A 14,965-nucleotide genomic window follows, 5' to 3' on the forward strand; every position below is an offset into this window, starting at 1 on the left:
CGCGCCAATCGACGTCAAGAATGCCCCGCAGCGACCGCGGCATTGGAGGCAGCTTTCTGCTCGGGCGACTGCTCCCAGCCTGGCAGCCGCCCGAGCGTAACCGCTGAGCCCCGACCGGCGGGCCGGGTCGCCGAGCGGCGGCTCGAGATCCAGGAGCTACTGGAGCTCGACCCCAGCGATACAATCGACGCCAAGGTTTTGCTGAACGTGTTCGAGAGGACAGACACTATGATGAGTTATGGCGGCGTCGAGGCTCTCGACCGGAACGCCAGGTCGACGCAATCGTTGTCTGAATTGGCGGTCCATGGCGCGGGCGCCTACCAGATCAGTCGCGCTTAGGTGTACCATTGCTAGCACCGCACCGCCTTTTCCTCGCCCAGCGCCTCGACGAGGCCCACCCGCCATATTCGCGTATCGTCGCTGCGCAATCGCAGTAGGGCTCTCATTCTGGTCTTGCGTCACCTCTGCTGGGCGATCTCGTCAACAGATCCGCGGGCATCCCCTCAACGCCTGGCCGAGCAATTTGGTGTGCCGTCGCGAAACGCTCCGCATCGCGCGACGAAGATGCGAGTTCGAAAGCCGATCGAGAATGGCAGCCTGCAGCCGATCGTTGCCGGCGAGGCCGGCGAAAACTCAGATGCTAGCATGTACCGGCTAACACCGGAGCTCCCTGGAGGGATAATCAAGACGAGGCCAATGTCCACCCGGTCGTGGCCCAAGGCATTTTACGCATGGCTACCCGGCATGCTTACCTAACGCCACGCTGCAGTGCACTTGACGGCCCGCCATCCGACATCCATTTCAGCGTTACGGCTCGTGCCGTGGCTGGCGAGCTCATGGTGCGGGGCGAAAGCCATGATAGCCTCGTGCAAAACGCGCGCGGCCGCCGGCCACCCCTCCGCTGGAGCGAGGAAATGCGAGTATGAGCGACCACGTGAACGACGACGACTTTATCGAGCTAACGGCCCAGCCGTTTTTCAGCTATGGAGAGAAAGTGCGGGCAACGCGCACCATTCGAAATGATGGGACGTATGCTGGCAAGGAGATCGGCGAGGTTCTCGCTGTGAAGGGCGAGATCGGCTATGTCGTCTCGATTGGCACCTTCCTCCAGCGATTCTACATTTATGGCGTCGATTTCATCGAAAGCGGTCGCCGCGTCGGGATGAAGCGCAAGGAGCTTGATCGCGTTGCGCCGCGCGACGGCATCAGGCACGTCCAGTTACCGGACGAGTGCTGATAGTCGCGCTGGATTGACAATTGTTAGTCGCCGGCACGTAAGGGGCAGTCGATCGGCACCACGACCGCGTCTTTTCCAAGAATCGACCGACGATGTCTAGGCGCGCGCCGACCAACTAGGCGCATTATGTTGCTGACCGACACTATGCAGACCTGTCGATCCAAATCGTTGATTCCGCGGGTGGCGGTCGGTCGCCTCCCAGGCGAGAAAGCGGGCGGTACGCATGCGCTTGCGGCACGAAGGCATCACCGGATGCACATCGAAACATGAGAGGGCACACGAGCGACGCATCTACGTACGATTATTCCAGTGAGAACGTGCTTTTATGGAAGATCGCACACACGGCGGTGCTTCTGCACGGCAGGACAACGGCGGCCGGTGCACACTTCCGGCTCTTCGCTGGCCAATGGCCGGCCTGAGGCCTCGCGATCGACGCTCGCTTCAGCGCTCGTCAGCCAGGGGTAAGACCAGAATATCCCAGAGCATTGGCGTAACTAGGCGCCGCCGCATCCGACCCGGCTCGCTCTATCTCGGCTCTCGGGTTTCCCTGCCGCGGCCAGTCCAGCCATAACGTGACAGGCGTCTTCCTAAGGAAGCCGCACCATCGCTGTGCGGTCCATTGCTCGCGCCAGAAGCTCCTTCTTATCGCGCTTTGGCGAGGCGCCTGCAGTTCAGGTTGCCCGAACGTCTTCAAGCACCTGCATGATTGCAACAGCCGTTAGCGCCAGTATTCATCGCTTATCCGTGGCTTCGTCGCACTTGTCGACGACAGCGAGATGTTCGCGCCGGGAGCGCGCTTCCTGCCTTAGGCGATCGGTTTAACGCTGCGCTCCATCAAGAAGGCGCCGAACAGCAGCCGAGCAGGGTTCAGCCAGCCCACGCCCCTTTCGGGAGAGTCGGCCTCCGCCCGAGGCGAGGCTGTCGCTCTCGATTCCCGCATGCGACAGGCTCTGGGCGGCATAGCTGATCCACTTTCGTCCGTCACAGACATTGGACAATGGCTCCTTAACTGTCGCAATACCGATCTGCACCGACGCGTCTAAACGCTAGCGCCCAACCTGAAGCAACCTTTCCCCCGCCTATGGCGGCGCAGATACGCTGTGATCTTACCATGGCGGCGCTCCTTTGTCTGGATCCTCACACTGGCCTGACTTTCGTAGAGGCGACATCCCTTCCAACTTCGGCTCCGGGCGAACCACTTTGCGAGCGTACTCAGCGCCTTAGTCCGCGCGGAGCCAACGGCACACCAGTTGCACTTCGCATACAGCAACACGGTGGGAGCTGAGAGCTCGGCTGGCGGCTCCAAACTCTCCCTACCGAATCCTCGGGTCGCCGCTTCTGACGGTGGCTCAATGCGACGCGAGACTGCGCGGTGCTTTTGGCACCCGCTTAATGGAGATGAACATGTCGTCACTGAGGCAAATCGCATTTTACGGCAAAGGTGGTATCGGAAAGTCGACTACGTCCCAGAACACGCTCGCAGCGCTTGCTGAGATGGGCCACAGAATCCTTATCGTGGGATGCGATCCTAAGGCGGACTCTACGCGCTTGATCCTGCACGCTAAGGCGCAAGACACCATTCTCAGCCTCGCCGCCAGTGTCGGCAGCGTCGAAGACCTTGAGATCGAGGACGTCATGAAAATCGGATATAAGGACATCCGCTGCGTGGAGTCCGGTGGTCCAGAGCCTGGCGTCGGTTGTGCTGGGCGGGGGGTCATCACCTCCATCAATTTTCTAGAACACAACGGTGCCTATGAGGACATCGACTACGTATCCTACGACGTGCTCGGCGACGTCGTCTGCGGCGGCTTCGCAATGCCGATCCGCGAGAACAAGGCGCAGGAAATCTACATTGTGATGTCCGGCGAGATGATGGCCATGTACGCCGCCAATAACATCTCCAAAGGCATTCTGAAATACGCCCATTCAGGCGGCGTCCGTCTTGGGGGGCTTGTCTGCAACGAGCGTCAGACCGACAAGGAGCTGGAGCTAGCGGACGCGCTGGCGAAGAAGCTGGGAACTCAGCTCATCTACTTCGTGCCGCGAGACAACATCGTGCAGCATGCTGAGCTGCGCCGCATGACGGTGCTGGAGTATGCGCCGGACTCCAAGCAGGCGGATCATTATCGCAACCTTGCATCCAAGATACACAACAACGGCGGGAAGGGCGTTGTTCCGACCCCGATCAGCATGGACGAGCTGGAGGATATGCTGATGGAACACGGGATCATGAAGGCGGTAGACGAGAGCCAGATCGGCAAAACCGCGGCCCAGCCCGCGACGCCATAAGGATCCTGCCGGTCTCCTCGTCTCATGGGGCCGGCTATCCAGCGGTCTTTCCAATAGCGGCGGGGCATTTCTTGGCTGAGGTGCAAGCGAGTAACATGGAAGTGTCGAACTCTCGATCGGCTGAGCCGAGCGCCGTTGTGCAACAGGTCGGAATCGCGCTCTATCGACTGCTCACGGGCAGCAACCCAGCGGAAGCCGAAATCAGCGCCGACGATGATTTCGATCGTCATGCACTGGCCTCAATCCTGGTCGCTGCCGCGTTGGATGGCGGCTCGATCGTAGAACGCGTTGGAATTCCAGAGCATGCCCTGAGAAAACTGCTCGCCGGCTTTTTCCCGGCGGCCGCGGCCCGCGCCTTCACATGGATACCAAACTCATCCTCCGACGTCCATGACGAAACCGCTGTCCTGCGCGAGCTCCTGCTCGCGCAGCGTTCGACTGCCGGCGACGTCGGCCATTGGCTCGCGGCAATGGTAGCGCGACGTGCAATGGAGCCTCACCACCTCTGGCAGGATCTCGGGCTGCGCGGGCGTACGGAGCTGTCCCGTCTCCTGACGCGCCATTTCGCGCCACTGGCCCGCCGGAACACCGGGAATATGCGTTGGAAGCGCTTCTTCTATCGCGTGCTCTGCGAACGCGATAGTTTAGGTATGTGCAGGGCGCCAGTCTGCACCCAATGCGCCGATTTTGGTCGTTGCTTTGGCGAAGAGAGCGGTGAGAGCCGCCTGGTCGAACGCAAGCTGTAGCTGAGGTGGCACGTGCATTGCTCACTTCGATGATTGGAATGAATATGGAAAGACCCAGATGACGGCACCCCGCCCGACACCATCAGACCTTGATCAGTCCCGATCTCTCGTCGACCAACAACATCATCTCGACCGATGGCACACCAAGCGCCAACCTCCAGAAAGCAAGACGGTGCCGATCGCATCAGCGCTAATTTCCGCAAGCATCAACAACGCCACAGCTTCATGGGGAAGTGACGGCCTTGCGCGAACACCGGTCCGTCGTGCCAGCCAACTCGTCCGACGACGGTCGGCTCCGGACTACCAGCATCGGCCACTGTTGCCGACGCCCGGAGTGAGCGCGCCGATGCGGACTCGCGGCGTGCAGATCGCCACCAATTAGATCGCACCGGGCCGGACGTTGAGGCGCAACGCTCGCTCGGCATATCAGCGCACCCGCGAAGCAGACCCGGCCGGTAGAGACCGCAGAGTATGAAGGAACTTGAATGTCTGATGGAATTATCGCGCGCCTCAGCAAAGCCGCTTCTGCCGAAGAGTTCTTCGCTCTGTTAGGCGTCGACTACGATCCTAAAGTGGTCAACGTTGCGCGGCTGCACATTCTCAGGCGCATGGGCGAATATCTTGCTAAGGAGAGCCTTAGCGATCTGGCGGACGACAGCGTTGCTAAACGGTGCAAACTCGTGCTTGAGCGCGCATATTCAGATTTCGTCACGTCACCGCCGATTGAACAGCGCGTGTTCAAGGTCTTAAAGGACGCCGCGCCCGACACCAAGCCTGTACCCGTACTAGTGCAGATTGGTAACGAAATTGAACTGCCCTCTGTCGGACTGGCTACGCCTAGTCGCAGCGGCGTACTGCCCTCCGGGCGCCTAGCGGTTACACCCGAAACCTCCGCCGACTGAAACGTTCTCGTTCTCGTTGGTGTGATTGCCATTCCACTCTGAACTGTTTTGGGGAGATTAGTCTTGGAGAAGATCATGCACTTGCTCGTTTGCATCAAGCAGGTTCCAGACTCCGGACAGATCCGCGTGCATCCCGTGACAAATACCATCATGCGTCAGGGCGTGCCGACCATCATCAACCCGTACGATCTCTTTGCATTGGAAGCTGCCCTTGAGCTACGCGATCAGTTCGGCGGCGAAGTCACGGTGTTGACTATGGGCCCCCCTTCTGCCGAGGACAGTCTTCGCAAGGCGCTCACCTTCGGCGCGGATCGTGCGGTGCTCCTGACCGATCGCTTTTTCGCGGGCGCGGACACCCTAGCCACAACCTACGCTTTGGCGACAGCGATCCGTAGGATCTCGAGCGAGTTCGGCGCCCCTGACATTGTCTTCACAGGAAAGCAGACCATCGATGGAGACACCGCACAGGTCGGCCCTGGCATCGCAAAACGGCTTGGCCTGTTTCAGCTCACCTATGTTGGCAAGATCAGCGCACTGGACTTGCATGCCCGCACCATCGACGTCGAGCGACGCTCTGAGGGTGGCGTCCAGTTGCTTCGGACACGGCTCCCCTGCCTGGTCACGATGCTCGAAGCGACGAACCAGATCCGCCGCGGTGCGATGGCTGATGCGCTGCGCGCTGCCCGCGCGACGATCCTGAAATGGAGCGCGCAACAGGCGGGGGTTGATGACATTTCACAATGCGGCTTGCGGGGCTCGCCCACCGTCGTCAAGCGCGTTTTCGCACCAGCCGCCCGCAACGAGAAGGCCACGATGATAGAGCCTGACGAGCAGCCCGCGGAGGCATTGATCAACGCTATTTTCAGGTGCCGGCCGGCCCTCGAGATCGAGCTCGCGGCACTGGCGCGCGGCTATTGAGCTAAAGAAAGGCGCAACATGAATACCGCATCTGAAATCGGCGCTTCCCCTTCGAGTCGCGCCGCGGCTAAGAAGCAGCTGTCTGACCGCTTCAAGACCTACAAACATGTGTGGGTCTTCATCGAGCAAGAACGCGGCCAGGTCCACTCTGTATCCTGGGAGCTAATGGGCGTTGGCCGCAAGCTTGCTGACAAGCTCAAAGTTGATCTCGCCGCAGTGGTGATCGGGCAAGAGGGCGAGGCATCGCAGGCCGCCGCTACCGAGTCGTTCTGCTACGGAGCCGACCTTGTCTATATGGTCGCCGATGATCTGCTCAAGGACTATCGCAACGAATCCTATATCAAGGCGCTCACCAAGCTCGTCAATAGCTACAAGCCCGAGATCTTGCTCCTAGGCGCGACCACTCTAGGCCGCGACCTAGCAGGTTCAGTCGCAACGACATTGCGCACTGGTCTGACTGCCGATTGCACAGAGCTCGACGTCGATGCCGACGGTTCCCTCGCCGCGACGCGTCCGACCTTTGGCGGCTCGCTGCTATGCACGATCTATACGCTGAACTACCGTCCGCAGATGGCTACAGTCCGGCCGCGCGTGATGCCTGTGCCAGAACGCTGCGCGCGCCCGATCGGCCGCATCATCACCCTCCCGCTTGGACTTGTCGAGGACGATATCGTAACGAAGGTGCTGTCGTTCCTACCGGATCGCGATTCCGCACGATCCAATCTCGCTTATGCCGATGTTGTCGTTGCCGGAGGCCTCGGCCTTGGTTCGTCTGAAAACTTCCGGCTCGTGCGCCGGCTCGCCGACGTGCTAGGTGCCGAGTTTGGCTGCTCGCGCCCCCTGGTGCAAAAGGGTTGGGTCACATCCGACCGGCAAATTGGCCAAACCGGCAAAACCATCAGGCCAAAGCTCTACATCGCCGCCGGAATCTCCGGAGCCATTCAGCACCGCGTCGGTGTCGACGGCGCCGACCTTATCGTCGCCATCAACACCGAAAGGAACGCGCCTATCTTCGAGTTCTCGCATTTAGGCATTGTCGAGGACGCGATCCGGTTGCTGCCAATCCTGACCGAGGCGTTTCGCGCCCGGCTGTCGCCGCATTCGCGCGACCGGATCGCAGGATAGGACAAGGAGAGACCTCGTGACCGCGGAAACATTTGACATCATCGTCGTCGGGGCAGGTATGGCCGGCAATGCAGCGGCGCTCACGCTTGCCAAGCACGGCCTGAAGGTTCTTCAGCTCGAGCGTGGCGAATATCCCGGGTCGAAGAACGTGCAGGGTGCGATCCTCTATGCCGATATGCTGGAGGCGCTTGTCGCTAACTTTCGACAAGACGCGCCGCTTGAGCGGCATCTGGTCGAACAGCGCTTCTGGATGATGGATGACCGCTCTCACACCGGCCTGCACTACCGCTCCGACGACTTCAACGAAGAAAGGCCGAACCGCTATACTATCATCCGCGCTCAGTTCGATAGGTGGTTCTCGCAGAAAGTTCGCGAAGCTGGCGCCACGGTGCTATGCGAGACAACGGCAACCGAACTAATGCAAGATGCTAACGGCAAGGTGGTGGGTGTGCGGACTGACCGCGCCGATGGCGAGATCCATGCTGGCGCGGTGGTCCTCGCGGAAGGCGTCAACGGCCTTCTTGGCACGCGGGCCGGCGTACGCAAGCGGCCTACGCCGGACACGGTCGCACTCGCCGTGAAGGAGATGCACTTCCTACCGCGCGAAGTTATCGAGGCCCGCTTCAATCTTAAGGGCGATGAAGGGCTCGTCATTGAGGCTGCGGGCACCATCTCCCGCGGCATGACAGGCATGGGCTTCATCTACACCAATAAGGAATGCATCTCCCTTGGCATCGGATGCCTGGTCGCGCACTTCACAAGCACCGGGGAAACACCGTATGGTCTGCTCGATCGCTTCAAGCGGCATCCTTCGGTCGCTCCGCTGATCGAGGGATCGGAAGTCAAGGAATATGCCGCTCACCTCATTCCCGAGGGTGGCTTCAAGGCCATTCCGCAGCTATATGGCGAGGGCTGGGTCGTCGTAGGCGACGCCGCTCAACTCAACAACGCTATGCATCGCGAGGGCTCAAACCTCGCAATGACATCGGGGCGACTCGCGGCCGAAGCGATCATCCAAGTCAAGTCGCGCGGCGCCCCAATGACAGCGACGAATCTGTCAATTTACAAGACGATGTTGGACCATTCGTTTGTCATTAGGGACCTAAGGAAGTACAAAGACATGCCCGCGCTGATGCACACCTACTCCCGGAACTTTTTTCTGACATATCCGGAGCTCGTCTCGGAATCGATGCAGAATTTCTTGCGGGTCGACGGGACACCAAAGGCCGAAAAGGAAAAGCAATCACTAAACTCCTTCGTCAAGAGCCGTTCGTGGAGCGGCCTGCTCGGTGATGCCGTTCGCCTCGCGCGCGCTTGGCGGTAACGCTTCTCTCACACCCCCATGAGGGCTAACCATGTCGACCGACCGATCCGCGCGCGTCGAGGACAGGCTATTCTACAACCGCTACCTGCTTGATCCTGGGCACCCTCACATCAAGGTGCGGCCACACACGATGCCATCCTCGGAGCTCGTGAGCATGCTGACAACCTGCCCGGCTCACTGCTATGTAGCTAACGACAAGCACCAGATAGAAGTCGCCGTGGACGGCTGCATCGAGTGCGGCACTTGCCGCGTGATCTGCGAGGAGAGAGGTGACATCGAGTGGAGCTATCCGCGAGGTGGTTACGGCGTACTGTTCAAGTTTGGCTAATAATTCGGCTCAACGTAGCTGTGATCTTTCAGGAAGTGCCCATCCGTTCTGAACCGAGAAAGCTGAGTTTCCGAAGCTGCAGTGTTCTGGGAGAGACCGGATGAACACCCACAAGAATGCGCCGTTGATGCCCAAAGGTCGATAGGCGATGCTGCGGAGGAGTAGGCTGCCGCAAGCCGATGGCTGACCTGTGAAACATCTTGCCGAAGACGATTGAAAATAGGTCAAGCGGTTCCGCGCGGAAGGTGTTGCTTGGTTGCGCAATCGCTCCTCCAGACCCTTTCGTCGCCAAGTCCCGCCAGCCACATGTGCAGGCTTCGACGCATTGCGCCGACATCTACACCGGCACGCAGATCGCCGACCAGGTCGAAGTGTCGACGGCCGCCGTCAGCCATCCTCGTCGCTTAGAATTGAACCGGATCGCGAGGAGCTGACTGAGCGGGGAAGGCCGATATGAGCGTGAAAGCCCAGGCGAGATCATTCACATCGACATCATAACGCTGTGGCGTTTTTGGAGGGATCGGAGACGGCATTACCCGGCGCTCCCAGCCCGTCTACATTGACGACCACTCCCGTGTCGCCTTTTCCGAGATCAAGCCATTGGCGCCCAAGGGACGCTGCTGCCTTTCGGACGTCCCTAAGACCCGCGCGGCATTTTTGGTTCGGCGTGCAATAGACGTGTTTCTGTTGCCTAACCTCGTCTGCAATGTCCCCGGCCGCGCGCCGCAAGCCGTCCATCACCGGAACAGTTGCGCCCCTCCACGTGCTCAACGCCGCGGGATTTGGTTACGCGAAGAAGTACTCACACCATGATCGCGCAATCATCAAAACCTCCGGCCTGCTGATGTTGCCATTCAGAGAGACATTTTCTCTTTCTTAAATTGACCATTGACCCATTTCTGTCGTCTCCCCTAAGAAGCGCAGCTGCAACGAATGCGGATTGAACACAACCGGGGATCGCAGATGAGCCACATATCTCAAGCGCCCAGTGCGCGAGTGACGATTCCGCTCCTTCAACAATGGAAGGAGGAACGGCGGCGCATAACGATGACCACCGCCTATGACGCCGTGACAGCGCGGATTGCCGATTCCATCGTCGATATCCTCCTCGTGGGCGACAGCGTCGGCAATGTCTGTCTCGGCTACGACAATACCCTTCCGGTCAGCATGCCGATGATGAACTATCATCTGGAGGCTGTCGCGCGCACAAGACCTCGTGCGCTGCTCGTGGCTGATATGCCGTTTCTCAGCTTCCATGTCAGCCCGCAGGAAACTATCCGCAACGCAGGTGGCTTCCTGCAACGGGGAGCAGATGCCGTCAAGCTGGAAGGGGGCGCCAAGCGCATCGACATGATACGCGCGCTGGTCCAATGCGAAATCCCGGTGATGGGACACCTCGGCCTCACCCCGCAAAGCGTCAACGTCATGGGCGGCTTCAGGGTGCAGGGTCGCACGAGCGAGGCTGCATTGCAACTGCTCGAGGACGCGCACCGGTTAGAGCAAGCGGGATGCTTTGCGCTCGTGCTCGAGGGCATTCCGGCCGAGCTTGCAGCGCGTGTGACCGAGATCCTGAAGATTCCGACCATTGGGATCGGCGCGGGAGCGAAATGTTCGGGCCAGGTACTCGTGTTCCACGACGTGGTCGGATTGACGGAGGGGCACCGGCCGAAATTCGTGCGCCCCTATTCGAACGGATTTCAGGTCTTGCAGGATGCCCTCGCAAGCTGGGCGACCGATGTCCGGGAGGGCACATTTCCGGACGCTCAGGAGTCCTACCGTTTGCCGGAATCCCTGGCGGAGGTCGTCGCAAACTGGACGCCAGGCGAGCGGGACGGAATTTAGCGTCGTGCGCACCATAAAAACCGTCCGCGAGCTGCGCCGCGCCCTCGCTGGTCACAAACCGAATGGTCGCGTCGGATTTGTGCCCACAATGGGATACCTGCACGATGGTCATCTCGCGCTTGTTAAAGCGAGCCGGGCACGCTGCAACACCACGGTCGTCAGCATCTTCGTCAACCCGGCCCAGTTTGGCCCGAAGGAAGATCTCAGCGTGTATCCACGGGACTTCCCCCGAGACGAACGACTGTGCCGCGAGGCTGACGTCGATATTATCTTTGCTCCCGGGGCGGAGGAAGTGTATCGGTCGGGGTTCGACACCTTTGTCGAACCGGGTGCACCGGCACAGCCCCTCTGTGGCCCGTTCAGGCCCGGCCACTTTCGGGGTGTTACGACCGTCGTCTGCAAGCTGTTCAACATGGTGCAGCCTGATCTGGCGTTCTTCGGACAAAAGGACTTTCAGCAATGTGCCGTAGTGCGGCGGATGGTCACCGATCTCAATCTCCCGATCGAAATCGTCACCGTCCCGACGGTTCGCGATCCGGACGGGCTCGCCATGAGCAGCCGGAACCGCTATCTCAGCGCTCCTGAACGCAGCAGCGCCCTTTCCATCAGCCGCGGCCTTTTCGCAGCAAAGGCTGTCTTTCAGGCAGGCGAGCGCGATTCCATCCGGCTGTTGTCACTCGCCAGGCAGACTATAGAGATCGACGAGCTGCAATACCTGGAAATCGTCGATGCCGAAACGCTCACGCCAGCTACAAGCGAGCTGACGCGTCCTGCTGCGATTTGTGTCGCAGGTTATGTTGGCTCAACCCGGCTGATCGACAACATCCTGCTCGATACCACGGAGGCTCGCAGGCTGACCGCGCGGTGATAAGCGAGCACGATCTCCGTCGCGCCAGGAGGCAGGGCGGTGCTCCAGCGCGCGTGCTGATCCCAGCCGCGCTCACTGCGATGATGTTGCAGCTCGTTCGACCTTTTGCACCTTGAGTGCACGACGCTTCATTGTCGCCGTCAGCTTTTTTGCTTTTGCCGGGCGAGGTTTCTTTGGAAAAACGATGCCGGCTTGAGATAGCTCCTTCGGTCCGCGCTTCGTCATCATCATTCTCCGAACATATCTGGTTGATTTCGGGACGGCGCCGCAGCAGCTAACGCCGCACACCTGGCCGCTCGCCAGCTCGCGGCGGTGAAGCTGGATGTCGCGCGCCGCCTGGCGCGCTGAGCAGCAAAAACAAAGCCCTGTTAGCCTCATACCGGGCGGCCAGCCGGCTACGTTTTGAACCTGCCATGACCAGCATCCCTTCATCCGTCGAGAGCGACCAGAACCAGCCGCGGCCACGGCGAGTGAGCAAAATCTCATAATAGGGAAAACGGTCGGACATCGAATCCATTGTTCGTCTGCGCGCGGCGAGTTCCGGACCACCCGCTCGGCCGCGCCTGCCTAGCGGATGGGTTCACATCCAACCGTTGGGGGGCGTGCTGAACAGCTGGATCGGCCTGTTGCAATCCCGCTGCGGTGAAAATCATCAACAAATCCCAGTTCAACGCCGAATTCCGCCAGGACAGCCGGGTCCGTTCTTGCCCCTAGTTGCGCAATGTCGTCCGTGTTCGTTGACACCCGGCCTGGGTGCGTCATCCGGGCTAACAGTTTATATTGTCCTACTTTCAGACGAAAGATCAAATTTGCAACGTGCCTGCTCGTGCCCTTATTTTCCTTCACGTTTTCGGAGTCGCCCGTGTTGGACCCAGCGACGAGTGTCCTTCTCCGCGCCGTGCTTGATGAGGTCTGCCAGGAGATCTCCCGCAGTGAAACTGGCCTTCGTGCCCATGTCGCCTCCAAGTTGATCGAAGCCGCAACCAAGGGTGAGACAACAGCGGAGCGCCTAAGGCAGGTCGCGCTTGAGGCACTTCGCTCGACGCCGACGATGTGGCGCTAGGGAAGGGCGTGGCTGTGACTTTCAAGGTTCGTGTTGAACATCCTGGCCACCGGCAAAGACGGCCTCGCACAGATGCCGGATCTCAAGCAAATATACCAGGTTTAGCTACGGTGGATCCGATTAGGCCAAGCGCTCGAGAAGAATGATCGCATACTTGAGCTAGCCTTTTCTCAGAAGTTGATCGAGCGCATCGATCGAGATAGCGCGTCACCGAACAGAGCCCCGTGCCCTGGAGGCGATGGAAGTAAAGTCGCCTGCTGTCAGCGAGGGCACCAATATCAACAGCGCTTTTCTCGATGCGATTGTAGCTGGCGAGCCGCAGCGCATGACAACAAGCAAGCCGGTGTTCTAGCGACGCCTTTGGCTGCACGCGGATGGAGCCGGTCGCCAAGGCGGCCGGCAGCGGCCCGCACGTCTGCATCTAAACGCATCATACGCTCGTGAAGGTAAGATCGTGCTGAGGGGAAATTTAGCTAGGCCTTCCGGCCTTCTGAGGTTGGAGCGCGCTAATTTTGCTCGGGCGCATCTCATGCCTCGCCCTGGTTATTGGAACATGCTGGCTTCTGGGCGGTTCAATGAAAGGGCCCTTGTGCCCCCACGGTCCTGCCGCATACCCCCAAAGCCCCCCAAAGGCGGGACCGTGCCCCCGCGGAGTCCGCCATGGCATTCCCGACCGAAGAGCAGATCAAAAACAAGGCCCACGAGCTCTGGGAGAAAGCAGGCAGGCCGGAAGGGCGCGAACTCGAATTCTGGCATCAAGCCGAACGCGAGCTGCAGGAGCAGGCAGAGCGCGGCGCTCCGGAAAATGGCTCGCCTGACGCGATTTAGCCGCCGCCGTTTGGCACTCTCTACACGGGATCATGTTGTGCGTGCCCGCAAGACCGCCCGAGCGGAGTGAGCGACGAGCAGACGGGTGGAAACGGTTCGGCCGGGTTATTCGTCAACGTCAACTCTCATCTCGCGTGAGCTCTGCACGTCTGATTGGACGGGCCTCAAACCGCTGGCCATTCAGATCCACGTCCGTCTTCCTCTTCTTCAATGCCGGTCGTTGTCGATGGCGTCGTTCGTTCCGCGCTCGCTCGGCATGTTTTCTGGCTTGGAGCGCGGATCAATCGCTCACGCGCACATTAAAGCGCGATGAGAATGAGATGAATCCTCGTCGCGCTTTAGGTTATTGTTTGAGCCTCCGAAAACCGCTGCACACTTCTCGGGATCATGCTCTAGAAGTTTTCAGTGTTTTGGCAGTGGTGAGGATAACCCGAGCAGCCCCAGAATTTGAAATGGGTTGTGTGATTCTCCCGGATTTTCATAGAGCGACCGCAGGCGGGGCAGGTCTTGCGAGCAAATACCCGCTGGTCCTTCGCCAGCGTCATGATCCTGACTTCGCCGGCGCCGCTGGCGGCGAGTGTCCGGACACATTCCCCGGTGGTCTCCCCGGTCGTGTAGACATCGTCGATCAGCAAGATCTTGTTATTGTTCCATCTGAAATTAGAATGGAAAGCGCCTTTGATTGCTTCGGCGCGCTCCAGCGAATTCATCTGCTTGTAGCCCTCGATTTCCTTGACGACACGCAGGCCCTTCAGCTCCAGTTCGATGTCCTCATCGAAATGATCTGCTGCCTCATTGAGCAGCAATTCAAAGCGATTGCGCTGTTGAGAAGGCTTCATCGGAACCGGCACAACATAGTCCGGTGCCCAGTCGAGGGTTGCGATGGCTCGACCTACGGCCTCACCGAGAATCTTGGCGTGGGTATCATCACTCTTCAGCGACAACACGGCTGCGCTCACGCTTCGCCAATATAGCCGCGGCCAGGAATGTTCGCGTCTCAGCAAGGTGGATGCCTTCGACATGAAGACGTCCGGTGCACTGGAGGAAAGCTCGAAGATTGACGTAGGCCCCCATCGGACCGCAACAGAAGTCACCCCGGCATGGTAACTGGCTTCGATGTCACCGACATCATCACCGATGTAGAGCGTTTCCGTCGTCGCAGCCACGCCGACACGACGTAGCGCTTCCAGGATCGGCTCGGGGTCGGGTTTGTGGTTCTGGGTATTGCCGTAGCTGACCAGCACGTCGTAAGGGATGCGGAATTGCTGGAGGACTGAAGTCGCGTACCATTCAGGCGAAGAGGTGACGATGCCGATCCTCTGTCCGTCCGCCCTGAGAAGGGCGGGAAGCTCATGAGGCGCCGCGCGGCCTTGCGCGGGGAACGGCCGGATCAGATGCATATTCTGCCGGACATTGTCCCACATCTGAAAGCGACGTTGCTGCGCAATGGCCGAGCTATCGAAAAGCGTCATGTCGAGGTCAAACAGGAACATCC

13 protein-coding genes and 1 pseudogene are annotated in these 14,965 nt (G+C 59.7%); 12 read left to right on the forward strand and 2 right to left on the reverse strand.

All coding sequences use genetic code 11. The annotated features are described in order from the left end of the window. Positions 1-922: 922 nt before the first annotated feature. The 11 genes and pseudogenes from RPS27_RS24575 to panC all read left to right on the forward strand — a co-directional run bounded on the left by RPS27_RS24575 (position 923) and on the right by panC (position 11,579). Positions 923-1,237, forward strand: coding sequence for a nitrogen fixation protein NifZ (locus RPS27_RS24575; RefSeq protein WP_128929929.1), 315 nt, complete (start codon positions 923-925; stop codon positions 1,235-1,237). 1,404 nt (positions 1,238-2,641) lie between these two features. Next, entirely contained in the window at positions 2,642-3,526 is an 885-nt protein-coding gene (gene nifH / locus RPS27_RS24580) for a nitrogenase iron protein (RefSeq protein ID WP_128929930.1), read from the forward strand. A 95-nt stretch (positions 3,527-3,621) separates the two neighbouring features. Further along, entirely contained in the window at positions 3,622-4,272 is a 651-nt protein-coding gene (locus RPS27_RS24585) for a nitrogen fixation protein NifQ (protein ID WP_128929931.1), read from the forward strand. Between the two features lie 485 nt (positions 4,273-4,757). Beyond that, positions 4,758-5,069, forward strand: a pseudogene (gene nifW / locus RPS27_RS24590) (nitrogenase stabilizing/protective protein NifW); the annotation flags it as partial. A gap of 180 nt (positions 5,070-5,249) precedes the next feature. Continuing rightward, positions 5,250-6,092, forward strand: coding sequence for an electron transfer flavoprotein subunit beta/FixA family protein (locus tag RPS27_RS24595; protein WP_128955188.1), 843 nt, complete (start codon positions 5,250-5,252; stop codon positions 6,090-6,092). 18 nt (positions 6,093-6,110) lie between these two features. Continuing rightward, on the forward strand, positions 6,111-7,217 hold the full coding sequence (locus RPS27_RS24600; protein ID WP_128929933.1) for an electron transfer flavoprotein subunit alpha/FixB family protein: 1,107 nt from the start codon (positions 6,111-6,113) through the stop codon (positions 7,215-7,217). Beyond that, complete coding sequence (locus RPS27_RS24605; protein WP_283810024.1) at positions 7,192-8,541, forward strand: FAD-dependent oxidoreductase; 1,350 nt, start codon at positions 7,192-7,194, stop codon at positions 8,539-8,541. Before RPS27_RS24600 ends, RPS27_RS24605 begins: the two co-directional genes overlap by 26 nt. A 31-nt stretch (positions 8,542-8,572) precedes the next feature. Then, a complete protein-coding gene (locus tag RPS27_RS24610; protein ID WP_128929935.1) occupies positions 8,573-8,869 on the forward strand; it encodes a ferredoxin family protein in 297 nt (98 codons plus the stop codon). 200 nt (positions 8,870-9,069) lie between these two features. Further along, positions 9,070-9,303 (forward strand): hypothetical protein, encoded by a 234-nt coding sequence (locus RPS27_RS24615; RefSeq protein ID WP_128929936.1) that lies wholly within the window; start codon positions 9,070-9,072, stop codon positions 9,301-9,303. A gap of 529 nt (positions 9,304-9,832) precedes the next feature. Beyond that, a complete protein-coding gene (gene panB / locus RPS27_RS24620) occupies positions 9,833-10,711 on the forward strand; it encodes a 3-methyl-2-oxobutanoate hydroxymethyltransferase (protein ID WP_128929937.1) in 879 nt (292 codons plus the stop codon). Between the two features lie 4 nt (positions 10,712-10,715). Continuing rightward, entirely contained in the window at positions 10,716-11,579 is an 864-nt protein-coding gene (gene panC / locus RPS27_RS24625; RefSeq protein ID WP_164934262.1) for a pantoate--beta-alanine ligase, read from the forward strand. Between the two features lie 72 nt (positions 11,580-11,651). Here the strand turns inward: panC and RPS27_RS24630 are convergent, their stop codons facing one another. After that, a complete protein-coding gene (locus tag RPS27_RS24630) occupies positions 11,652-11,810 on the reverse strand; it encodes a hypothetical protein (protein WP_164939081.1) in 159 nt (52 codons plus the stop codon). A gap of 1,492 nt (positions 11,811-13,302) precedes the next feature. Here RPS27_RS24630 and RPS27_RS24635 point away from each other — a divergent pair. After that, positions 13,303-13,470 (forward strand): DUF2934 domain-containing protein, encoded by a 168-nt coding sequence (locus RPS27_RS24635; protein WP_128929940.1) that lies wholly within the window; start codon positions 13,303-13,305, stop codon positions 13,468-13,470. A 392-nt stretch (positions 13,471-13,862) separates the two neighbouring features. Here the strand turns inward: RPS27_RS24635 and RPS27_RS24640 are convergent, their stop codons facing one another. Further along, positions 13,863-14,963 (reverse strand): HAD-IA family hydrolase, encoded by a 1,101-nt coding sequence (locus RPS27_RS24640; RefSeq protein WP_128929941.1) that lies wholly within the window; start codon positions 14,961-14,963, stop codon positions 13,863-13,865. Between the last annotated feature and the right edge of the window lie 2 nt (positions 14,964-14,965).

It is taken from the genome of Bradyrhizobium sp. WYCCWR 12699 (genome assembly GCF_032144035.1).
GTDB lineage: Bacteria > Pseudomonadota > Alphaproteobacteria > Rhizobiales > Xanthobacteraceae > Bradyrhizobium.

Bases quoted from the DNA above. Each gene is read 5' to 3' on its own strand.
- RPS27_RS24595 (WP_128955188.1), top strand. From the start codon at position 5,250: ATGCACTTGCTCGTTTGCATCAAGCAGGTTCCAGACTCCGGACAGATC.
- RPS27_RS24610 (WP_128929935.1), top strand. From the start codon at position 8,573: ATGTCGACCGACCGATCCGCGCGCGTCGAGGACAGGCTATTCTACAAC.
- panB (WP_128929937.1), top strand. From the start codon at position 9,833: ATGAGCCACATATCTCAAGCGCCCAGTGCGCGAGTGACGATTCCGCTC.
- RPS27_RS24575 (WP_128929929.1), top strand. From the start codon at position 923: ATGAGCGACCACGTGAACGACGACGACTTTATCGAGCTAACGGCCCAG.
- nifH (WP_128929930.1), top strand. From the start codon at position 2,642: ATGTCGTCACTGAGGCAAATCGCATTTTACGGCAAAGGTGGTATCGGA.
- RPS27_RS24640 (WP_128929941.1), bottom strand. From the start codon at position 14,963: ATGTTCCTGTTTGACCTCGACATGACGCTTTTCGATAGCTCGGCCATT.
- RPS27_RS24600 (WP_128929933.1), top strand. From the start codon at position 6,111: ATGAATACCGCATCTGAAATCGGCGCTTCCCCTTCGAGTCGCGCCGCG.
- RPS27_RS24630 (WP_164939081.1), bottom strand. From the start codon at position 11,810: ATGATGATGACGAAGCGCGGACCGAAGGAGCTATCTCAAGCCGGCATC.
- RPS27_RS24635 (WP_128929940.1), top strand. From the start codon at position 13,303: ATGGCATTCCCGACCGAAGAGCAGATCAAAAACAAGGCCCACGAGCTC.
- RPS27_RS24585 (WP_128929931.1), top strand. From the start codon at position 3,622: ATGGAAGTGTCGAACTCTCGATCGGCTGAGCCGAGCGCCGTTGTGCAA.